Annotated in this window: 19 protein-coding genes and 2 pseudogenes; 12 read left to right on the top strand and 9 right to left on the bottom strand. The window is 71.3% G+C overall.

The window, feature by feature from the left end:
* Positions 1-13: 13 nt before the first annotated feature.
* Positions 14-673 (bottom strand): response regulator transcription factor, encoded by a 660-nt coding sequence (locus ABZX61_RS12500; protein WP_355193955.1) that lies wholly within the window; start codon positions 671-673, stop codon positions 14-16.
* Positions 670-2,706, bottom strand: a complete 2,037-nt coding sequence (locus tag ABZX61_RS12505) for a histidine kinase (RefSeq protein ID WP_355193957.1) — start codon at positions 2,704-2,706, stop codon at positions 670-672. The genes ABZX61_RS12500 and ABZX61_RS12505 overlap by 4 nt, the downstream gene beginning before the upstream one ends.
* 168 nt (positions 2,707-2,874) lie before the next feature.
* Between ABZX61_RS12505 and ABZX61_RS12510 the strand changes: the two genes are divergently transcribed.
* Positions 2,875-3,261: a hypothetical protein gene (locus ABZX61_RS12510; RefSeq protein WP_355193959.1), complete on the top strand. Its 387-nt coding sequence runs from the start codon at positions 2,875-2,877 to the stop codon at positions 3,259-3,261.
* A 66-nt stretch (positions 3,262-3,327) separates the two neighbouring features.
* Here ABZX61_RS12510 and ABZX61_RS12515 read toward each other — a convergent pair whose 3' ends face one another.
* The gene (locus tag ABZX61_RS12515; protein WP_355193961.1) at positions 3,328-3,993 is read right to left on the bottom strand and encodes a sensor domain-containing protein; all 666 of its coding nucleotides are present in this window, start codon (positions 3,991-3,993) and stop codon (positions 3,328-3,330) included.
* Between the two features lie 133 nt (positions 3,994-4,126).
* On the opposite strand from ABZX61_RS12515, the gene ABZX61_RS12520 reads away from it, so the two are divergent.
* From ABZX61_RS12520 to ABZX61_RS12535, 4 genes are all read left to right on the top strand, one after another.
* Positions 4,127-5,548, top strand: a complete 1,422-nt coding sequence (locus ABZX61_RS12520; RefSeq protein WP_355193963.1) for a hypothetical protein — start codon at positions 4,127-4,129, stop codon at positions 5,546-5,548.
* A gap of 101 nt (positions 5,549-5,649) precedes the next feature.
* Complete coding sequence (locus ABZX61_RS12525; RefSeq protein WP_355193965.1) at positions 5,650-7,488, top strand: ABC transporter ATP-binding protein; 1,839 nt, start codon at positions 5,650-5,652, stop codon at positions 7,486-7,488.
* A 71-nt stretch (positions 7,489-7,559) separates the two neighbouring features.
* A complete protein-coding gene (locus tag ABZX61_RS12530) occupies positions 7,560-9,404 on the top strand; it encodes a hypothetical protein (RefSeq protein ID WP_355193967.1) in 1,845 nt (614 codons plus the stop codon).
* Positions 9,405-9,479: 75 nt separating this feature from the next.
* Positions 9,480-10,619, top strand: a complete 1,140-nt coding sequence (locus tag ABZX61_RS12535) for an alpha/beta hydrolase (protein ID WP_355193969.1) — start codon at positions 9,480-9,482, stop codon at positions 10,617-10,619.
* A gap of 57 nt (positions 10,620-10,676) precedes the next feature.
* On the opposite strand, the gene ABZX61_RS12540 is transcribed toward ABZX61_RS12535, so the two are convergent.
* Positions 10,677-10,883, bottom strand: coding sequence for a cold-shock protein (locus ABZX61_RS12540; protein WP_192788611.1), 207 nt, complete (start codon positions 10,881-10,883; stop codon positions 10,677-10,679).
* Between the two features lie 221 nt (positions 10,884-11,104).
* Positions 11,105-11,671: a TetR family transcriptional regulator gene (locus ABZX61_RS12545; RefSeq protein ID WP_355193971.1), complete on the bottom strand. Its 567-nt coding sequence runs from the start codon at positions 11,669-11,671 to the stop codon at positions 11,105-11,107.
* Positions 11,672-11,730: 59 nt separating this feature from the next.
* Here ABZX61_RS12545 and ABZX61_RS12550 point away from each other — a divergent pair, with 59 nt between their 5' ends.
* The 7 genes and pseudogenes from ABZX61_RS12550 (at position 11,731) to ABZX61_RS12580 (ending at position 19,111) form a co-directional block, all read left to right on the top strand.
* Positions 11,731-12,885, top strand: a complete 1,155-nt coding sequence (locus ABZX61_RS12550) for an FAD-dependent monooxygenase (protein ID WP_355193973.1) — start codon at positions 11,731-11,733, stop codon at positions 12,883-12,885.
* Between the two features lie 219 nt (positions 12,886-13,104).
* On the top strand, positions 13,105-14,340 hold the full coding sequence (locus ABZX61_RS12555; RefSeq protein ID WP_355193975.1) for an extracellular solute-binding protein: 1,236 nt from the start codon (positions 13,105-13,107) through the stop codon (positions 14,338-14,340).
* Between the two features lies 1 nt (position 14,341).
* Positions 14,342-15,274, top strand: coding sequence for a sugar ABC transporter permease (locus ABZX61_RS12560; RefSeq protein ID WP_355193977.1), 933 nt, complete (start codon positions 14,342-14,344; stop codon positions 15,272-15,274).
* Complete coding sequence (locus ABZX61_RS12565) at positions 15,271-16,080, top strand: carbohydrate ABC transporter permease (protein WP_350723315.1); 810 nt, start codon at positions 15,271-15,273, stop codon at positions 16,078-16,080. The genes ABZX61_RS12560 and ABZX61_RS12565 overlap by 4 nt, the downstream gene beginning before the upstream one ends.
* A 37-nt stretch (positions 16,081-16,117) precedes the next feature.
* Complete coding sequence (locus ABZX61_RS12570; protein WP_355193979.1) at positions 16,118-17,134, top strand: LacI family DNA-binding transcriptional regulator; 1,017 nt, start codon at positions 16,118-16,120, stop codon at positions 17,132-17,134.
* A gap of 21 nt (positions 17,135-17,155) precedes the next feature.
* Positions 17,156-17,584 (top strand): annotated as a pseudogene (locus ABZX61_RS12575) (hypothetical protein).
* A gap of 138 nt (positions 17,585-17,722) precedes the next feature.
* Positions 17,723-19,111, top strand: a complete 1,389-nt coding sequence (locus ABZX61_RS12580; protein WP_355193981.1) for a serine hydrolase domain-containing protein — start codon at positions 17,723-17,725, stop codon at positions 19,109-19,111.
* Here ABZX61_RS12580 and ABZX61_RS12585 read toward each other — a convergent pair.
* The 4 genes and pseudogenes from ABZX61_RS12585 to ABZX61_RS12600 form a co-directional block, all read right to left on the bottom strand.
* Positions 19,112-19,300, bottom strand: a pseudogene (locus ABZX61_RS12585) (oligopeptide/dipeptide ABC transporter ATP-binding protein); the annotation flags it as partial.
* A 74-nt stretch (positions 19,301-19,374) separates the two neighbouring features.
* Positions 19,375-20,631, bottom strand: coding sequence for an RNA polymerase sigma factor (locus ABZX61_RS12590; RefSeq protein ID WP_355193983.1), 1,257 nt, complete (start codon positions 20,629-20,631; stop codon positions 19,375-19,377).
* Positions 20,632-20,688: 57 nt separating this feature from the next.
* Positions 20,689-21,063 (bottom strand): YciI family protein, encoded by a 375-nt coding sequence (locus ABZX61_RS12595; RefSeq protein ID WP_350723308.1) that lies wholly within the window; start codon positions 21,061-21,063, stop codon positions 20,689-20,691.
* 37 nt (positions 21,064-21,100) lie between these two features.
* Positions 21,101-21,760 (bottom strand): DUF998 domain-containing protein, encoded by a 660-nt coding sequence (locus ABZX61_RS12600; protein ID WP_355193985.1) that lies wholly within the window; start codon positions 21,758-21,760, stop codon positions 21,101-21,103.
* Positions 21,761-21,803: the final 43 nt, after the last annotated feature.

Raw genomic sequence — 21,803 nt, forward strand, 5'->3', positions numbered from 1 at the left:
CCGTACGAGGTGATCAGCCGCCCGTGCCCAGGCCCGCGTCCCTGGCCCGGGCGACGGCTTCGGCGCGGTCGGCGACCTGCAGCTTGGTGAAGACGTTGGACACGTGGTTGCGGACCGTCTTGTCCGACAGGAACAGCCGCTTGGCGATGGCGGCGTTCGTCAGCCCGCGGGCCACGAGATCGAGCACCTCGCGCTCGCGTTCGGTCAGCTCGGGGAACGGCATGGTCGTGGCCCGGCCGCCGGAGGCGAACCACGACAGCACCCGTCCCGCGATCGCCGCGCTGAAGACCACCTCGCCGCTGCCGACGGCCCGCAGCGCCCGCGCGATCTCCTGCCGGTCGGCGCCCTTGACGAGATAGCCGCGCGCGCCCGCCCGCATCGCCGCGAACACCGAGTCGTCGCCGTCCAGCATCGTCAGGACCAGCACCGCGATCTCCGGGCGGTGCCGGACGATCTCGCGGGTGGCGTCGATGCCGTTGAGCGCCGGGCCGCCGTCGCGCGCGGGCAGGTTGAGGTCCATCACCACGATGTCCGGCGTCAGCTCGGCGGCGAGCCGGACGGCTTCGTGCCCGTCGGGCGCCTCCCCGACCACCTCGACGTCCGGCAGGGCCTCCAGGGCGGTGATGAGTCCCTCCCGGTAGAGCGGATGGTCATCGACGACGAGCACCCTCACGCGGGCACCTCCTCGGTCAGCTCGATCTCGCCACGCGTGTGCAGCGGCAGGCGGGCCTCGACGCGGGTTCCGGCGCCGCCGGTCCCGGCGCCGATGGTCAGGTCACCGCCGAGTTCGCGCGCCCTGGCCCGCATGGACGCCACCCCCATGCCCGGCACCGGCGCCGCCGGCATGCCGCGGCCGTCGTCCTCGACCACGACCCGCAGGTCGTCCGCCTCGCGCCGCAGCTCGACCCGGGCCGTGGCCGCGCCCGCGTGGCGGGTGGTGTTGGTCAGGGCCTCGGCCACCATGCGGTACGCGGCGACCTCGACGGCGGCCGGCGCCGGCTCCAGGGGCTCGGCGATCTCGACGTCGATCCGCAGGCGCGCGCCGGCGAACCGGCCGGCCAGCTCGCGCACGGCCGACGGCAGGCCGAGATCGTCGAGGGCGGGCGGGCGCAGGCCGTGCACGATCCCGCGGACGTCGTCCACCGCCCCGCGCAGCCGCGGCACCACCTTGTCCAGCAGCCGCGTCGCCGCCGCCCGGTCCTCGCCGATGAGGTCGCGGGCGGTCTCGGCCTGCAGCGCCGCCGCGGCCAGCAGGGGGCCGAAGCCGTCGTGCAGCTCCCGGTAGAGCCGCCGCCGCTCCTCCTCCCGCGCGGTGACGAGCTGCTTGCGCGAGCGCACCAGGTCTCGCGTCAGGGCGACCGTGTGCACGGCCACCCCGGCGGACGCGGCGAGCGAGGCCAGCAGCCTGCGCTCGGCCCGGCTCAGCCCGTCGGCGCGGTGGCCGACCAGCATGGTGCCGACGTCGGCACCGCCGTAACGCAGGGGGAGGCGTTCGGTCTCCGCCACGGGGCTCCCGTGCGCGACGCGCTCGCCGTCGGCCAGCTCGATCGCCACGTACGGCAGGCGCATCGTCGAGGCCACCGTGCGGGTCATCTCGGGCAGCAGCTCGGCGCCGACCACGTCCGCGTCGCGGGCGGCGTCCAGGCGCCGGGCGATGCCGGCCAGCACCGCGTACGGGTCCTCGCGCTGGCCGTGCACCAGCCGGTTCACCCGGCCCCGCAGCAGGCCCTCCAGCGGGCGGCCGGCCAGCGCCACCACCGCCACGGCGACCAGCGGCGCGCCGGTCGAGCGCCCGAGCAGGCCGCTCAGGACGTCCACCAGCGCGGTGTAACCGACCAGGGCGCACAGCAGGAGCAGGGTGTAGCGCAGCGACCGGCTGACGACCACGTCGACGTCCCACAGCCCGTACCGCATGGCCGCCACCAGGCACCCGAGCGGCAGCGGCAGCATCGCCGCCGCGGTCACCACCGGGCCGAGCGGGAACCCCAGCCCGAACAGCACCACCGTGGCCGCGAACCCGAGCCCGATCCACTTGAGCTGCTGCCGCTGCGACAGGCCGCCCTCGCTCCATCGGAGCCACAGGCACACGAGCGCGAACGCCAGCGCGGCCGCCGGAACCGCGTTCACCGCCAGCCCCAGCCACGGCGGCAGCCGGTCCACGCCGACGGGATTGCGCAGGTAGGTGCCGATCAGGCTGGGCGCGTCCACGGTGTAGCCGGTCCTCGCCGCGTCCACGCTCGCCGCCAGCACGCCGGCCGCCGCCAGCCACATCGCCGGGCGCCAGCCGCGCCCCAGCAGCCGCCCGTCGGGCAGCAGCAGCGGCAGCACCAGGGCGATGAGGGCGAACCCGGTGCGCCACGTCCAGTTTCCGACCCACAGCGCGGCCTCGGCGCCCGGCAGCGGGTGCCCGATCGCCAGCGCGTGCACGGCGTACTGGGGGCCGGCGAAGCTGATCGCCTGGAGGAGGCCGATCGCCAGCAGCAGCCAGCCGATGACGAGCCGCGGGCGCGCGCCGGCGAGCCAGGCGCCCATCAGGCCGTACGAGCAGGCGGCCGTCGCGCTCATCGGCCACCACGCCATCAGATCGGGGTTGCCGGGCGTCTGCCCGTCGGCGACGTGCAGCACGATGCCGGCCGCGGTGAGGCCCAGCGTGAGGGCCGCGCCGGCGGCGGCGCCCGCCTTGACCTGCCTGTCGCGTGGTGACACGGCGCCATTGTGCCCGCCGCGCGTGCGCAGGTCACGGGACAGGATGTCCCGACTGTCACGTCCCGCCCGGCCGGGACCGGACGTCCCGTCGCGATCATGACCGTGGCCTCGTGAAACGCGGACGGCCGGGCGCCCATGGTTGATCCATCGACACACGGAGGAACCACCATGAACCGCCCCGTCCCAGCCCTGGTCGCCCTGCTGCTCGTCATGGACGTCACGGGCGCTCTGATCTCCATCGGCACCGGCCTCAGCCCGACCCTGCTCGACGCGCTCGGCTCCGAGGCGCGCCTGTCCGCGCCGCTCCCCATGATGATCGTCCAGGCCGTCCTGGCCTTCGGGACCACCCGCCGCCACCGCGGCGTGGCCGCCGTCTCCGCCGGGCTGCTCACGATCGCGGGCGTTCTCGCGTTCGTCTCCGGCTTCTACGACGGCGGCTACGACGACCCGCGGCTCACCCTGTCCCTGCGGCTCTTCCAGGCCGCCCTCGTCGGGGCGCACCTGGCGATGGGGGTCTTCAGCGGCGTACGCGTGGTCCAGGTGCTGCGCGCCTGACCTGTCCTGAAAATGACGATGGCCGCCTCTGCCCGGCTCACGCGGGGCAGAGGCGGCCATGGTGGGTCATCGGGCGATCACCCAGGAGGGCTCGCGGGTCGCGGCGGGCTCCGGGTGGACGGCGCGGGTGAGCATGGTCTGCGCCACGCTCGCCTTGAGCAGGGCGGCCATCCGGACCACCGGCACCAGCGTCAGCGCGAACAGGGCGCCGACCGCCGTGGTGACGAGCACGAACGTCGTGGGGGTGGGGGCGAGTCCCAGCCACTCGGGCAGGCCGTTCTCGAGGGCGCCGGGGATCCGGGCGATGGTCCAGCCGTAGATGGGGAAGGTGAGGCCGGCGATGGCCCCGGCCCACCACACGGCGCTGAGGACGAAGGCGGCCAGTGCGAATGGCAGCGCGACGATCCCGTGCAGCAGGTCCATCATCGCCTGCCCGCTGGTCAGCGGGTTCATCACGCGGCGGAACCAGCCCGCGCCCTCGGGGACGGGGGTGTACGCCGGGCGGGCGACGGGGTGGCCGAGCACGTCGGGGAGCGCGACGCGTTCGAGGTCGGCGAGGTGCTTGGCCGCGGCGGCCGTCGCGGCCAGCACCGGCAGGCCGACGAAGGCGACCGCGCTGCCCAGGCCCGCCGAGACACCGATGACGGTGGTGGCGAAGGAGGCGACGGAGAGCGGGAGGCCGAGCAGGGTGTAGCGGGTGTCGGTGGCGAGGCGGCGCTGGAGGGTTCTCATGGGAAAGACGCTACGAGCCGGGACCATGACGCATCGACCCTGCGCACGGGCGTGTCCATGGTAGGGACAGCCCTACCTGAACGGCCTCGGCAGCAGTATTGTCGGGAAAGATCTCCGACGTGATGATCAGAGCATGCTCCGATCACGAACCGTCCTGTCCGCGCTCGCCCTCGCCGCGTCCGCGCTGCTGATCAGCGGACCCGCCGAGGCGCAGGCGGACCCGCCGTTACCCTCGGCGATCTTCCGCGCCACGCACAACAGCTACTCGGGCAACGTCGCCGGCGCCAAGAACTCGATCGCCTACCAGCTCGACCACGGCATCCGCTTCATCGAACTCGACATACACGACAACGGCTACGCCACCTCGAACGACTACTCCATCGGCCACGACTCCCCGGGCAACCAGGTCGACCACACCGGCAACCCCGCCTCCAACCTCCTGCGCGACTGGCTCAAGGTGATCAACACCTGGTCCGCGCAGCATCCCACCGCCGCCCCGATCGTCGTCGCCCTCGACATCAAGGACGACCTGACCGACAACACCTCGTACGCGGCCGGCAACCTGGCGGCGCTCAACCAGGAGTTCGTCTCCGTCTTCGGCTCGCGGCTGCTCTGGGCCAAGGACTACCCGGCGACCCCGCCGACGGTGGACGCGCTGCGCGGCCGGGTGCTGCCCCTGATCTCCGGCAACGGGACGACCCGCACCCAGTACAAGCGCGACGTCGGCTCCAACCCGGCCGTCGCGATCAACGGCCGCGGCCAGGTCGTGGAGGTGCACGACTCGGGTGCGGGCGCGCTCTGGTACTGGTCCGGCACGTACGGCGCCGACGGCCGCGTGACCTGGCTGCGCCACGGCAAGTACGACAACGGCGTGACGCCGGCAGTCGCCCTCAACGACAACGGCGACCTGGTCGAGGTCCACCAGTCCCAGACCGCGACCACGCTGTGGTACCGCGTGGGCCGCCTCGGCGCCGACGGCGAGATCACCTGGTCGGCCAGCCACAAGTACGACGACGGCGTGCTGCCGACGATCAGGTTCACCGATCCGGCGGGCACGCAGCTGCGCGAGATCCACCGCAGCCAGAGCAGCAGCCAGAACTGGGACTGGGACGGCGTGCTCGACGCCGGCGCGATGACGGTCTCGTGGAGCGGCAACGCCAAGACCTCCGACGCCCGCTACGACAAGACCACCTCGGCCAGCGGCACCTCTCGCGTGCGCGTGTGGACCGGCGCCGACGGCCCGACCCCGTCGCAGACCCTGCGCATCGACACCGACAGGTACACCGGCGACCGCATCCGCTACCAGCAGGTCGCCTTCGACGAGTTCCAGCAGGGCGACAGCGCGGAGCTCCAGCAGGGCGCGCTGTTCTACGCCGCGCCCGCCACGCAGTCCTCGTTCATCACCGCGGCGCGGCAGGCGGGACGGCTCGTACGGGGCTGGGACTTCGACTCGACCGGCGACGCGACCAGCCCGCTCGCCAACTACCCGGCGACCAATCACCCGTACGACACCTGGTATCAGGACCTTCTCTCCCAATCCGGCGCAATCCAGTAAGCCCGCGTCGTACGAGGGGGCGCCGGCCGGAAAATCGTTCGCTCCCTCGTACCCCCGGACGGCAGCATTTAGCGGGGCGGTGTCTGCATTCGGGAGGGCGGATGGCTGTGCTCGGAACACTTCAGGATTCCCCAGGCAATCCATCTGCGCGGAGGTCGGCGATCCTGCTGGCACTGCGCTACTACTGCGGTGAGCTGATCCGCCAGCGGTGGGTCGCGGTGCCCGCGCTCACCATGCCGGCGCTGGGCAACATCTGCCTGTCCTACCTGGCGCCGCTGGCGGTGGCCGGGCTGGTGGGGCAGCTGGCCGGGGGCGGGGACGGCAGCGTCGCCACGCTCCTGCCGTACGTGCTCGCCTTCGGCGCGCTGCTGCTGGCGGGCGAGGTGCTGTGGCGGATCGGGCTGCACTTCCTCAACCGCACGGACGCCCGGGGCATCGAACGGCTCGGCGTGGTGGGCATGGAGGAGCTGCTGACCAAGGACGCCGCGTTCTTCCACAACAACTTCGCCGGCTCGCTGACCAAGCGGGTGCTGGGATTCTCCTCCCGGTTCGAGGACTTCGCCGACACGCTCACCTTCTCGATCATGGCCAAGCTGATGCCGCTGGCCTTCGCCTCGGTGGTGCTGTGGCAGTATCACCCGCTGCTGGTCCTCGTTCTCATCGGTCTCATCGTCGTGACCGGCGTGCTCGTCGCCCCGTTGATCCGCCGTCGCCAGGCGCTGGTCGACGAGCGCGAGGCCGCCAGGGTGCTCGTGTCGGGCCACGTCGCCGACGTGCTGGCCAACATGGAGACGGTCCGCGCGTTCGCCGCCGAAGACCGCGAAGCCACCGAGCACCGGGCCAGGATCGCCGAGCAGCAGCGGCTGGCACTGCGGTCCTGGGACTACGGCAACCTGCGGGTGGACACGGTCGTCGCCCCGATCTCGGTCCTCACCAGTGCCGTCGGCCTGCTCCTCGCCGTGGTGCTGCGGGGCGGTCTGGGTGTCGAGGCCATCGTGGTGACGTTCTCCTACTACACGAGCGCGATCAGCATCATGTTCGAGTTCAACCAGATCTACCGGCGGATCGAGAGCGTGCTCACCGAGGCCGCCCAGTTCACCGAACTCCTCCTCGTGCCGCCGACCGTGCTGGACTCCGCCGACCCGCAGCCGCTGCGCCCGGCCGACTCGAGCGTCCGCTTCGAGCGGGTGAGGTTCGCGCACGAGGGTGCCACGCCCCTGTTCGAGGGCCTGGACCTGGACGTCCCCAGCGGCACCAAGATCGGGCTGGTCGGCCAGTCCGGCGGCGGCAAGACCACCCTCACCCGGCTGCTGCTGCGCCTCATGGACGTCGACGCGGGCCGGATCCTGATAGGCGGCCAGGACATCTCCCGGCTGCGCCAGGCCGACCTGCGCAGCCTCATCGCGTACGTCCCCCAGGAACCCGCCATGTTCCACCGGTCGGTGCGTGACAACATCGCGTTCGCCCGGCCGGGCGCCACCGACGCAGAGATCCTCGCGGCGGCGCGGGCGGCGCACGTCACGGAGTTCGCCGAGTCCCTGCCGAACGGCTTCGACACCCTGGTCGGCGAGCGCGGCGTCAAGCTCTCCGGCGGCCAGCGGCAGCGCCTCGCGCTCGCGCGCGCCATCCTGCGCGACGCCCCGATCCTGCTGCTGGACGAGGCCACCAGCGCTCTCGACTCCGAGAGCGAGATCCTCGTCCAGGAAGCCCTGTGGCACCTGATGCGCGACCGCACCGCGCTCGTGGTCGCGCACCGCCTGAGCACCGTCGTCCGGATGGACCGGCTGGTCGTGCTCAACCGGGGATGCATCGTGGAGCAGGGCTCCCACGCCGAGCTGCTGCAGACCGAAGGCCCGTACGCCCGGCTCTGGCGGCACCAGTCCGGCGGCTTCCTGATGGACGACGACCGCTCCATCGTCGCCGAGGCGGTGGTTGAGTAGGGGATACTCATGCGATCCCGGCCTGTCGTGCCCCATCGTTGGAACGGTGCAATCGACATCGAGGAGATCCCATGATCAGGGACGGACGCTACGAGGGGCAGAGCGGCGGCATCTCGGTCACGCTGCGGGTGGACGCGGACGGCTCGGGGGTGATCAGCGCGGACGTGTTCCAGCTCGCGGCGGACGGCCGGAAGGCGTACCTGGCGTCGGCGCGCACCGCGCCCGGCACCAAGGTCGCGCTCGACGACGGCAAGTGGCCGGCGATCTGGCAGGCGGGTCCCACCAATAAGACGACGGGGTCGCTGGCCCTGGCGCAGAGCGACGGCGTGTCGGTCACGTTCGTCCTCGACGCCCCGCTGAACGGGTTGCCGACCCAGACCGAGGTGGTCGTCCCCGTCGAGCACAAGGACGACGCGCTGCGCGAGCTGGGCCTGGAGATCGAGCTGGAGCAGAACGTCCCGGCGCCGAGCCCGGTGATCTTCCAGGGCGTGGAGCGCACGATCAACGGCTGCCTGCGGGGCGCCGGGTTCGCGGTCAAGGACGTCGGGCGGCAGAGCCCCATCCCCGCCGGGATCGCCGGAGCCTGGGACGACTCGCTGCTCTACACCATGCTGAGCGATCTCATGCTCATCACGGGCGACGCGTCGCTGCGCGCCAGGGCGTGGGAGCTGCATCTGCTCCTGCTGTCCCGGGCGGCCATCCCCGGGCTGGCCGGCGTGATGTTCGACGCCGAAGGGCTGCTCCAGCGGCAGGGCGCGGCGGTCTTCACCGCCGGCTTCCAGGGGGCGACCAGGGATCAGAAGATCATCAGGACCATCGTGCACGAGCTCGGGCACGCGCTCAACCTCGCGCACCGCTTCGAGCGCGTGGTCGGCCGGGCCGACTCGACCTCCTTCATGAACTACGACTGGCGATACCTGGGCGGCGGCCACGAGCAGGACTACTGGCGGGAGTTCGCGTTCACCTTCGACGCCGACGAGCTGACATTTCTTCGGCACGGGCCGTTGACGGCGCTGATCCCCGGGGGTGAGCCCTTCCACTCCGTTCGCTACTGGGCCGACGGGGGCGGCGGGCACTCGCCGTACGCGCCGGAGATCCCGTTCGACGGCTACCGGCTGACGCTCGCCGCGCCCGAGTCCGGGCCGGTCTTCGCCTTCGGCCAGCCCGTGTTCCTCAAGGTCACCCTGGAGAACCGCACGGCGGCGGATCTGGAGGTGGAGCGCTGGGTGCTCGACCCGAAGGCCGGGCCGCTGGAGATCCTGGTACGCCGCCGCAGCGATCCGCCGGCGGACGTGACCGCGTTCACCCCGATCGCCCAGCGGTGCATGGCCGCCATGGACTCCACCGCGAAGCTCACCATCCCGCCCAGCGGGGCGATCAGCAACAACGTCAACCTCACCTTCGGCTCGTCCGGATTCACCTTCGCCGAACCCGGCGAATACGACATCACGCCGGTCCTCGGCATCCCCGCCCGCGACCCGGCGGGGGAGCCCGTGCAGTGGGTGGTCACCGGCGAGCCGCTGCGCGTCCGCATCACACCCCCGCAGGGCGTGGCGGAGGAGCGCGACGCCGAGGTGCTGCACGCGGCGGAGACGGGCGCGTGGTTCGCCCTCGGCGGCAGCGACGCCCTCGCCTCGGCGGGCGAGGCGCTGGCCGGGGTACGCGAGCGCCGCCAGGCCGAGACCGGGAGCCATGACCCGGTCGTGGCGGCGATCGTCCGGACCGCCGCGCTCGACGCCGCCCGCCCGTCGATCCGGTTCCAGGACAACGAGTACGTCCGCCGCGACGGCGACCCCGAGCAGGCCGCCCAGCTGCTGGCCGGCCTGGACGCCCGGGCGCTGCGCACCTTCGACCCGTACACCGCGCAGCAGACCGTCGCCCTCGCCGCCCAGTACCGGAGCGCCGCCGGCGACTAGGTTGACGAAAGTAAGGGAGCGAACGGGCCTTTCGGGAGTGTCGGCGGCAGGGGCGTCATTTTTACGCTCCTGCCCATGATGAGATCCCGTCTTGCGCTCGCACTCGTCGCTCTGCTGGGCGCCGTGTTCCCGGCTTCCGCGGCCGCCGCCACCGCGGAAGCCCTCTCCATTCCCCGCCCGACCGGGCAGTACGCGGTCGGTCGCGACACCCTGCACCTCGTCGACAGGAAGCGTCCCGACCCGTGGGTGCCCACCGCGGACGGGCGGGAGCTGATGGTGTCGATGTACTACCCCGCCTCCACCGGCGGCGGTCCCGCCCCGTACATGACCGTCGACGAGGCCCGGCTCCTGCTCAAGGGGCTGAAGCTCGACACCAGGTTCAAGGCCGAGCAGCTCGCCGGCGTGCGCGTGAACGCCCGCGCCGGCGCCCGCCCGATCGGCGGCAGGCATCCCTTGGTGCTGCTCTCGCCGGGCTTCACGCTCAACCGCGCCACCCTGACGACGCTCGCCGAGGAGCTGGCGTCCAAGGGGTATGTCGTCGCACTCGTGGACCACGCCTACGAGTCGTACGGGACCGCCTTCCCCGGCGGCCGTACCCTGACCTGCGTCGCCTGCGAGGCGATCGAGCGGGCCCCCTCCGACGAGGCGGAGAAGAAGCTGATGGCCAAGGCCGCCGAGGGCCGAGGCGCCGACCTCTCCTTCGTGGTCGGCGAGCTGACGCACTGGAAGCGCTGGAAGATGATCGACCCGGGGCGGATCGGCGCCGCCGGGCACTCCCTGGGCGGCAACGCCGCCGCTGCCGTCATGGCCGCCGACCGCCGCATCCGCGCGGGGGTGGACATGGACGGCACGTTCTTCGCGCCGGTACCGCAGTCCGGCCTCGGTAAGCGGCCTTTCCTCATGCTCGGCACCAAGGCCCAGCACTCGCCCGACACCGTCGACACGAGCTGGCCGCTGGCCTGGCAGCGGCTGGACGGCTGGAAGCGCTGGCTGACGGTCGCCGACTCCGGGCACTTCACCTTCATCGACCTGCCGATCATCGGCGGGCAGGCGGGGGTCGTCGACCCCTCCGCCCCGCTCTCGGGCGAACGATCGGGCGAGATCACCACGGCCTATGTGGGCGCCTTCTTCGACCAGCACCTACGCGGCAGGCACCAGCCGCTGCTGGACGGCCCGTCCGCGGCCGATCCCGAGGTGGCCTTCCAGAATCCCTGACGAAAACGGGCCCGCACCCATGAGGGTGCGGGCCCGCTCTCGACGTGCGCTGTTGCGTCAGGCCGAGACGATGTTCTCCGCCTGCGGGCCCTTCTGGCCCTGGACGATGTCGAAGGACACCTTCTGGCCCTCGGTCAGCTCGCGGTAGCCGCCGTTGGACACGATGTTGGAGTAGTGCGCGAAGACGTCGGCGCCGCCGCCGTCCTGCGCGATGAAGCCGAAGCCCTTTTCAGAGTTGAACCACTTCACGGTTCCGGTAGCCATGTAGATCTCCTTTAGATAAGTGCAGAAAACATGAGCCCATCCGGAATTGCCCGGCAAACAAAACGCGCCCGAAGGTTGTATTCCGTCGGGCGCGCACTAAGTCGATGGGTACCGCAACTGCAACTCCCCCACCCTATCACACGCTTCCGGTGCAGCTGGATGAGACTTTCCTATTCACCGTCGCGTCCGAAAAGTTTTGCCGTGGATTGACCTTTTCGTGCCTAGACGTCCTCGATGCAGCCGTACACCATGACCTGCACCACATTCTGGACGACGTCCCTGCTGACACTCCCCGGCGGCGCGCTGACCAGCGTGAACAGCGTACCGCCATAGAGCGCGATCAGGGCCGGGATCTTCTCGCGCGGGATGGTGAGGCCGAGCTGGTCGTGGTGTCCGGCGGTGACCAGCACCGCCGTGTCCTGCAGGCTCGCGAGCGCCGAGGCGAGCACCGGCCGGCGTGCGGCCTCCAGCTGCAGCTCGAAGATCGCCAGATAGCGGTCGCGCAGCGTGGTCGCCGCTGTGAGCAGCGATTCCGTCAGCAGGTCGACCAGGGTCGCCGGTTGCTCGACGGCCCGGTCGGTGTCGGCGTGGTGCAGCTCGACGATGCGCTCCGCGGCGGCCACCAGCAGGGCTTCGCGGCTGCGGAAGTAGTTGGAGGCCGTCCCCGGCGGGAGGCCTGCCGCCTTCTCCACCGCGCGGTGGGTCAGCCCGTGCGCGCCCGACGACGCCAGCAGCTCGATGGCCGCATCGGTCAGAGCTTGGCGACGGGCTGGATTCGTGGGCGGCATGCGGCCATGATACCAATGCCCGTACTAGTACGATCGTAGTGAATGGATGAGGAGGCCTCATGAGGGTCGTGGTGGTCGGCGCCGGGCTCGGAGGAGTGGCGGCCGCGGTGGGGCTGCACCGCCTGGGTCATGAGGTGACCCTCTTCGAACGGGGCGCCGAGCTCCGGGAGGCCGGCACCGGGATCGTGGTCATGCCCAACGGGCTTCGCGCGCTGGACGCGGTGGGGCTGGCCGACGATGTTCGCGGGCACGTCATGCACGCGACCCTCGGAGGATTGCGGGACTGGCGCGGACGGCCGCTGCTGATCACCGACCTGGCCCGGGCGCAGCAGGAGGTCGGGACGCCCGCCATCATCGACCGGGCGGAACTGCACCGGGCGCTGCGCGCCCCGCTGCCTCCCGGCCTGGTGCGCACCGCGACCCCCGTCGAGCGCCTGGAGCCCGATCCCGCCGGGGTGAGCGTGATCAGCGACGGGAACCCCGTCGCGAGAGCGGACGCCGTGATCGCGGCCGACGGCATCGGCAGCAAGCTGCGCGCACAACTCTTCCCCGGTCACCCCGGGTTGCGGCGCACCGGCCGGATCGACCTGCGCGGCATGCTGCCCCGCCCGGCCGGCCTGGCCGCGGACCTGCTCGCCAGCCAGCTGGTCGACCGCCGCAGCGGGGCGATGTTCGGCCTGTTCCCCGTCGGCGAGGACCGCCTCTACTGGTTCACCGACTCCGTCCTGCACGGCACGCCGCCGGACGCGTACGAGGCACGCCGGCAGATGCTGTCCCTGATGGCCGACTGGCACCCCCTCGTCACCGCGCTGATCGAGGCCACCCCAGCCGACGACATCTACGTCGACCCGATCGCCCGCCTGGCCGAACCCCTGCCCTCGTACGCGACCGGCCGGATCGCCTTCCTCGGCGACGCCGCGCACGCCATGCCACCGGACCTCGGCCAGGGTGCCAGCCAGGCCTTCGAGGACGCGGCCGCGCTGACCCGCCACCTGACCGGCGCCGAGCCGGCCGACGTCGCCGAGCGGCTCCTGCGCTACGACGCCGAGCGCAGGCCCAGCGCCAACCGCATCATGCGGGCGGCGTCCCGGCAGTCGCGGCTGACCTCCCAGACCGGTCTCGCCGCGTGGTTGCGCGACACGCTGCTCCGGGCCGTCCCGTCCCGCCTGGCCACCCGGCAGCTCGCCGCCCTCTGGCACGCCTCGAAAGCTTGAGGGCCGTAACGTTACATGTCCGCATCGAGCCTGGCCAGACCCTCACTTGGACGGGCCTGGCCTGTTGCGCGATCGGTAACGCACTCTTGACAGGCTGCGATTCGTATCGATACATGTTTTATCGATACAACCCCCAAGCGGGCGCAGCAGTCCAGGCCCCCGCGGACGACGATCCGACGTGCCCGACCCCCCACGGTCTGAGTGCCAAAGAGGTGCGCGATGTCCCTGCTCAGAAGCTCAACTGCGATCCTGGCGGCTGCCGTTCTGGCCCTGACCGGATGCGGCTCGGGAGGAGGAGGCGGAGGCGGCGGGAAGACCAAGCTGACGTTCTTCTCCTGGGACAACGAGCAGTCGATGAAACCGATCATCGATGCCTTCGAGAAGCAGAATCCCACCATCGACGTCGAGTTCTCCACGGCCCCGCCGGTGGCCGAGTACATCTCCACGCTGCAGACCCGGCTCGTCTCGGGCACCGGCGCCGACGTGTTCGCGATCGCGGCCGAGAACAAGACCAACCTCATCCAGGGCGGCTTCGTCAAAGACCTGACCGGCAAGCCGTATATGGCGAACATGTCCAAGTTCAACACCGCCACCTACTCGCGGGACGGCAAGGCGTACGGCATGTCGATCTCGTCGTGGTCCGCCGGCATCCTCTACAACAAGGACCTCCTCGCCAAGGCGGGCGTCACCGAGTTCCCGACCAAGTGGGCCGACTTCGTCGCGCTGTGCCAGAAGCTCAAGGCGGCGGGTACGACGCCGTACTACGACTCGGTGACGGGCATGCCGCTCACCCTCGCGGCCCTGGTCGGCCATGAGAACGCGCGCCAGGGCGGCGACGTGGACGAGCAGATCTTCGCGGGCCAGAAGAAGTTCGGGGACCTGTGGCTCGGGCCGCTGACGAACTTCAACCAGCTGTTCACCAGCGGGGTCATGAGCAAGGACGTCGTGGGCCTGAGCGGCGAGCAGATCGTTGACGAGTTCGCCAACGGCCGCGTCGCGATGATCTCCGCGGGCCCGTGGAACGTGTCCACGCTGCGGGAGAAGGCGCCGAAGATGAACATGGCCTTCGTCGGCGTGCCGACGCCCGACGGCAAGCCGTTCTGGTCCGGCGCGGCCTCGCCCGGTTACGCCATCAACGCCAAGACCGAGCACGAGAAGGAGGCCGAGGCGTTCCTGACGTACCTCGGCAGCAAGGAAGGCGTGACGCTGTTCAACAAGCAGACGGCGGCCATGACGACCACGTCGGACGTCACGCCCGAGATCGACAAGGTGCTGGAGCCCAACCTCCAGGCGCTCAAGGACGGCACCTTCTACCTGCCGCAGATCGCCTGGCCACGGGCGCAGGACGCGCTCAACACCGAGGCGGTCGCGCAGCTCCAGCTGATGGTGCAGGGCCAGGAGCAGCCGGCCGACGTGGCCGCCGCGCTCGACAACCGGCTCAAGGGCCAGAGCTGACATGACGGCGTTCGGCACGAGGGCGCCCGCCGCGACGGGCGCCCTGTCCTGGCTGGTCTCGCCGAAACGGCTGGAGGGGCTGCGGCTGCAGGCGTTCCTGGTGCCGATCGGGATCGTGTTCGCGGTGCTGTTCGCGATCCCGCTGGCGCAGTCGCTCTACTTCAGCGTGACCGACTTCAACGGCTACTCGACGGAGGTCAACTTCGTCGGGCTGGAGAACTACCGGAAGATCTTCGCCGACCCGGCCATGCTGGCCGGGCTGGGGTTCACGCTGCTGTACGCGATCGGCACCACGCTGATCATTACCCTGCTGGCGATCCCGCTGGCCGTGCTGCTCAACCGGCGCTTCTTCGGCCGGAGCGTGGTACGGGCCGTCTTCTTCTTCCCCGCCATCCCCAGCATCGCGATCCTCGGCCTGGTGTGGGGGTTCATCCTGTCGCCGCTCGGGTCGGGCGCCATCAACAGCCTGCTCGGAGAGCTGGGCCCGGTGCCCTGGCTGTCCGACAGCACGCTCGCCCAGCTGTCGGTCATCATGGTCGCCGTCTGGTCGTCCACCGGCTGGCACGCCATCCTCTACCTGGCGTACCTGCAGTCGATTCCCGACGACTACTACGAGGCCGCGCGGGTGGACGGCGCCTCGCCGCGCCAGTCGTTCCTCTCCATCACGCTGCCGCTGCTCGCCCCGGCCGTCACCATCAGCTCGCTGCTGCTGATGACCGGCGGCCTGAAGGTCTACGACCTGCCCTACACCCTCACCAAGGGCGGCCCCGGGTACGCCACCTTCACCATCACCCAGTCGATCATCCAGAGCGGCATCGCGCAGGCCAAGTTCGGCCAGGCATCGGCGCTGGCGGTGGTCTTCATGCTGGTCGTCGGCGCGATCGTGGCCGTCCAGCTGGTCCTGTCGAGCCGGCTCGAAGGGCGCCTGTCATGAGGAGGCCGCTGCTCAGCTTCGCGATGATCCTGGCCGCCGCCGTGGTCGGCGTGCCGTTCTACTACATCGTCGTCAACACCTTCAAGACACAGGCGGAGACGTCGGCCTCACCACTGGGCCTGCCGTCGGGCCTGTACCTCGACAACTACGCGCGGGTCTTCGAGAGCACGCCGATCCTGCAGTCCTTCCTCAACACGCTGTACGTCACCGCCGTCTCCATCGTGATCATGCTGATCATCGGGTCGATGGCGGCGTACGCGATGCTGCTGCGCAAGACGCTGCTCAACCGGGTGGCCGGCGCGCTGCTCGTGATCGCGTTCCTGGTGCCGGGGCAGGCCACGCTGATCCCGGTCTACCGGATCCTCGTGCAGCTGCGGCTGGTCGACAGCCTCGAAGGGCTCATCTTCCTGTACGCCGCCGGCTCGGTCTTCTGCTACTTCCTCATCCAGGGCTACCTGCGGTCACTGCCGATCTCGATCTTCGAGGCGGCGCGCATCGACGGCGCGGGGCCGTGGCAGATCTACTGGCGGATCGTGCTGCCGCTCATCCGGCCCATCCTCATCACGGTCGGCGTGTTCCAGACCATGTGGATCTGGAACGACTTCATCACGCCGAACGTGTTCATCAGCTCGCCCGACAAGCAGACCCTGGTGCTGCAGGTCTACAAGGCGGTCGGGCAGTACTCGGTGGACTGGCCGGCGTTCATGACGCTCAGCGTGATCGTGCTGACTCCCGTCGTGATCTTCTTCATCGCGATGCAGCGGCACATCGTCAACGGGCTGCTGCGGGGGAGCGTCAAGGGTTGACGCGTGAGAGGATGCGGGCCGTGCGGGTGATCCAGAAATGGTGACGATCCAGGACGTGGCCAGGGCCGCGGGGGTGTCCGCCATGACGGTGTCCCACGTGCTCAACGACCACCCCCATGTCAAGGCCGAGACGCGCGAGCGCGTGCTGCAGGCCATCAACCAGCTCGACTACCGGGTCAACGTGGCGGCGCGCAACCTTCGCACCGGGCGGACCGGCACGATCGGGCTCGCCGTACCCGAGGTGGACCGGCCGTACTTCGGGCAGCTCGCGGCCGAGATCATCACGGCGGCGGCCCGGCACAACCTCAAGGTGGCCATCGAGCAGACCGGCGCCTCGCGCGAGGGCGAGCTGGACGCGCTCGCCCTGTCCCGCAACCGCCTCTACGACGGGCTCATCCTCAGCACCGTCGGGCTCGGGCCGACCGACACCGACCTGCTCAAGGTCGACTACCCCATCGTCATCCTGGGGGAGCGCATCTTCGACGGGCCCGTGGACCACGTCGCCATGCCCAACGTCGAAGGCGCCCGCGCCGCCACCGCCCACCTGATCGAGCGGGGCTGCCGCCGCATCGCGCTCGTCGACGGCGGCGCCCAGGGGGCGGAGGTCAACGTCTCCAGCCTGCGCTTCACCGGCTACCGCGAGGCGCTCGACGAGGCCGGCGTCGCCTTCGACGCGCGGCTCGTGGCCCCGACCTCGCGGTTCACGATGGAGGGCGGGGCCGCCGCGGCCCGGCGCCTGGTGGACGACGGGGTGGAGTTCGACGGCGTGTTCTGCGTGACCGACACGGTGGCGATCGGCGTGCTGCGCGGGCTGGCCGACCGGGGCGTACGCGTGCCCGACGAGGTGAAGGTCATCGGCTTCGACAACATCGCCGAAGGCGGCTACACCGTGCCCGCTCTGTCGTCGATCGACCCCGATCACTCGCTGATGGCCGGCACGGCCGTCCGGTTCCTCGCCAAGCGGATCACGGAGAAGGGCAAGAAGCGGGAGGTCGCGCGCGAGTTCGTCAGCCGCTTCACGGTCGTGGCCCGCGAGTCCACCGGCGGGGCGTGAGGCCGGCCGCCATTGACATGAATGCGCACTCTCCGTGCCCCACGGCCGAAGCCGTCACCCAGAGCCCCCGGCCGCGGACCATCGTCACCGCCGACCCCGAACTCGACGACGCCTCGGCCCGAGGTCACCCTGCCGGCGGGGCGCCGCGACATCACCGCGTGGCCCGGGCAGAGGGTGCGCCTCTCCGCCAGGGCGACCGATCCCGACGGGGACGCACTCAGCTCTCGCTGGTGGCAGTACCAGGAGGCGGACAGCTAACGGGGCACCGTCGAGCTCACCACCGATGACGGCGCGGCGACCGCCGCACCGGGACGCCATTCCTCGAAGGCGAGCTTCACCGTGCCGGCGGACGCGCGGCAGGGGAGCACCGTCCACGTCATCGTCGAGGTGAAGGACGACGGCAGCCCGGCGCTGACCGCCTACCAGCGCATCATCGTGACCGGGAGATGACCCGGCGCATGTGAAGCCCGTCCCTGGCCGGTCGCAGCGCTGAGAGCGCGTGGCAGCGGGCTGTCAGACCCGTGTCAGCGGCGGCGGCCATCGTCGTACGTGCACGTCAGAGCGTACGAGAAGCCGAGAGGGAATCACATGTCGCAGGAGAAGCTGGCCGAGTTCGTCGAGGCGGCGGCCAAGGAGTTCGGGATCCCCGGCGTCGCCGTCGGGGTGCTGGCCGGGGGCCGGGAGTTCGTCGCCGCTCATGGCGTGACGAGCCTCGACAACCCGTTGCCGGTCGACGACCGGACCCTGTTCCACCTGGGCTCGGTGACCAAGACCTTCACCGCGACCGCGCTGATGCGCCTGGTCGCGGAGGGCAAGGTGGAGCTGGACGCGCCGGTGCGCCGCTACGTGCCCGAGCTCACGCTCGCCGACGAGGCCGCCGCCGCGCGGATCACCGTGCTGAACCTGCTCAACCACACCGCCGGCCTGGACTGGAACCTGATCGACGTGGAGGAGGAGGACGGCTCCCTGGCCGCGTTCGTGGCGCAGCTGGTCGGCCTGGCGCTGATCGCGCCGCCCGGCGTCCGTGCCTCCTACAGCCAGGCGGGCTACAACCTGGCTGGCCGGATCATCGAGAACGTCACCGGCCTGAGCTACGAGAAGGCCGTGTCCGCGCTGGTCCTGGAGCCGGCCGGGCTGTCGAACACCTTCTTCGAGCTGGACGACGTCATGGTCCGCCGCTTCGCCGTGGGCTACAACCGCGGCGAGGACGGCATGCTGCGGTTCGCGCGGCCGTGGAAGTCGAGGCGGGCCGGCATGCGCGGCAACAACCCCGGCGGCGGCCTCGCCTCCTCCGTCAGCGACCTGCTGGCCTGGGCCCGCTTCCACCTGGGCGCCGCAGAGGGGGTGCTGCCCGCGGAGACGCTGCGGAGCATGCGGGAGCCGACGGTCGAGCTGCGGGCCAGCACGCTCGGCGACGCCTTCGGCATCTGCTGGTTCCTGCGCGAGGTGGACGGGGTGCGCACCATCGGGCACGGCGGATCCGGCAACGGCCAGTTCGCCGAACTGCTCATCGTGCCCGAACACGACTTCGCCGTCGTCTCGCTGGCCAACGCCGGTCCGGACGGCTACCGCTTCAACGAGAGCGTCGCGCGCTGGGCGCTGGAGCACTACCTCGGCGTGGTCGAACGGGACCCCGAGCCGATCCCGTACGACCGGGCGCGGGCGGCGGAGGTCGCCGGCCGCTACGAGATCGACGCCATGAACCTCGACCTCGCCACCGACGGCACCCGGCTCACCCTCGAGGTCGGGATCAAGCCGGAGATCCGCCAGGCGTCGGAGACCGAGATGCCCCCGGACTACCCGCCGGCCGCCGTGGGCTTCCTGCCCGGCGACGGCAACGGTGACGGCGACGAGTACATCATCACCGAGGGCGGCCTGAAGGGGCAGCGCGGCTTCTTCACCCGCGACGACAGCGGCACGGTCGTGGGCGTCGACCTCGCCGGCCGGCTGTTCGGCCGGGCCACGGCCACCTCCTGATCAATCAGCGGCCGCCACCTCCTGGAGCGGGAAGTGGCAGGCGGCCCCGTGCAGCGGCTCCTCGTCGGCCGGCTCCAGGGGCGGCGCCTCCCGGGCGCAGACGTCCTGCGCCTTCCAGCAGCGAGTACGGAACCGGCACCCCGACGGCGGGTCGAGCGGGGCGGGCACCTCGCCCTTGAGCAGGATCCGCCCGACCGCGCGGAGAAGATCGTGGCCGCCCTGCTCCGGGCCCGGGAGCGGATCGTCCGGTGACCGTTATCGCACTATGACAGCGCGGCGGCGCGCTCCAGGAACAGGTCGCGCTCGCGGACGTTCCGGGTCAGCTCGGCCGCGCGCCGGAACTCGGCGGCCGCCTCCTCGGCCCGGCCGAGCTTGGCCAGCAGGTCACCGCGGACAGCGGGCAGATGCGCGTACTCCCGCAGGGCGCGCTCGTCCCGGAGGCCGTCGGCGATCTCCAGCCCGCGCTCGGGCCCGTACGCCATGCCGACCGCGACCGCCCGGTTCAGCTCGACGATCGGCGAGGGCGTGAGGTGGGCCAGCAGCCGGTAGAGGGCGGCCATGCGTTCCCAGTCGGTGGCCTCCGGGGTGAGCGCGCGGGCGTGGCACGCGGCGATGGCCGCCTGCAGCCCGTACGGCCCGAGCGTGCCCAGCTCCTCGGCGCGGCGCAGCGCGTCCAGGCCGCGGCGGACCAGGAGCCGGTCCCAGCGGCTGCGGTCCTGGTCGAGCAGCAGGATGGGCGAGCCGTCGCGGGCGGTCCTGGCCGGGATGCGCGAGGCCTGGATCTCCATGAGCGCGAGCAGGCCGTGCACCTCGGGCTCCGCGGGCATGAGCCCGACCAGTACGCGGCCGAGGCGCATGGCCTCCTGGCACAGCGACGGGCGGATCCAGTCGTCGCCGGCGGTCGCCGCGTAGCCCTCGTTGAAGATCAGGTAGATGACCTCCAGGGGGGAGGCCAGCCGCGCGGGCAGCTCGGCGGGCGGCGGCAGCTCGATCGGGATCCTCTTGTCGGCGAGGGTGCGCTTGGCCCGCGAGATGCGCTGCCCGACGGTGGGCTCCGGAACGAGGAAGGCGCGGGCGATCTCGGCCGTGGACAGGCCGCCGAGCAGCCGAAGGGTGAGCGCGAGCCGGCCCTCGGCGGGCAGGTCGGGATGGCAGGCGGTGAAGATCAGGCGGAGCAGGTCGTCGCCGATGTGGTCGTCGAGGGCCTCGTCGAGCTCGGCCTCCGCCGACTCCTGGCGGAGCTCCATGTCCCGGCCGATCTGCTGCAGCTTGCGCTGGTAGGTGTCACGGCGGCGGAACTGGTCGAGGGCCTGATGCTTGGCGGCGAGCGTCAGCCAGGCGCCCGGATTGTCGGGTACGCCCTTACGCGGCCACTCTTCGAGCGCGGCCACCAGCGCGTCCTGTGCCAGCTCCTCGGCCAGCCCGATGTCGTTGACCATGCGGGCCAGGGCGGCGATGACCCGGGCGGACTCGATCCGCCACACCGCCTCCACCGCCCGGTGCGAATCGGCTACCGTCATGCGTCCTGCATACAGCATCCGGCCGCGGACCACGTCCGCGGCCGGATGAGCACCGGGTCAGGCCGGCGGGGCGAAGTCCTCGGGCCCGAACAGCCGCAGCACGTCCGATTCGCCCTCCCATCCCGGCCACAGGTCACGGTGGAGCTTGACGAAGCGGGTGGTCCACTCCACGGCTTCCTCCTTGCTCCTGACCTCGTACAGTGCGTAGCTGATCAGCTCCTTGGCCTCGGCGAACGGGCCGTCGCTGACGGTCAGCCGGCCCCCGCTCACCTCGACCCGCGCCCCCTCGGAGCTGGGGGCTAGGCCGCTGTTGTCGAGCAGGGCCCCGGCCTCGGTGGCCTCCTGGCCGAGCTTGAAGATGGCCTCCATGAGGTCGGCCGGCGGCGGCCCTTCGGGCTGGGCGTTGACTTTGAGGGTGACCAGGTAGCGCATCGTGAAATTTCCTTTCTCTATGGGTGGGGATGGCAGGTCAGGCGCGGGAGAGGTTCAGGGACAGTAGCGACAGCCAGCTCCAGACCGCCACGATGCCGGCGACGAACAGCAGGTTGGTCCAGGCGACGCCGCCGCCGCTCGCGATGCCGACGAAGGAGCCGAGGAACAGCGTGCCGGTGACGCGGGAGTACAGGGCCCAGCCCGTGCGGCCCTCACGCGACTGCCGGGAGGCGATGACGTAGCAGGCCGCGATCATGCACAGGAACCCGACGCCGCCGGCGGCCAGGTGCAGGGTACCCGACAGGGTGATGACGCCCGGGCCTTCCGGGGTCCCGGCGGGGAAACCCATCGCGGGGTCGGCGGGGAAGATCGCGGCGCCGATCATGCTGGCGCCGAACACGCCGACCAGGATCGGCGCCCACCGGGCTCCCCGGCCGGGCGCCAGGGCTCGGCGCAGGCCGGCGGCGGCGGCGATGGTGGCCAGGGCGGTGAGGACGAAGTTGGCGGTCTGGATCCAGCCGAGCTCGCCGTTGGCGAGGAAGCTCCACGGGTGGCGGGCCAGGTCGAAGCCCTGCCGGGTGAACGCCTGGGCGAGGGCGACGATCACGTAGAACGGACCGGCGGCGACGCCGCAGCCGAGGAGCAGGCGCTGGGTGGAGAGGGATCGGGCGGGGGAGTGGGCAAGCTGCCGGGTCATGATCGTCAACCTCGCGTCGGCGGGGCCGGCCCATCCGGCCCTC

The sequence above is a fragment of the Nonomuraea sp. NPDC003709 genome, from assembly GCF_040610775.1.
GTDB lineage: Bacteria > Actinomycetota > Actinomycetes > Streptosporangiales > Streptosporangiaceae > Nonomuraea > Nonomuraea angiospora_A.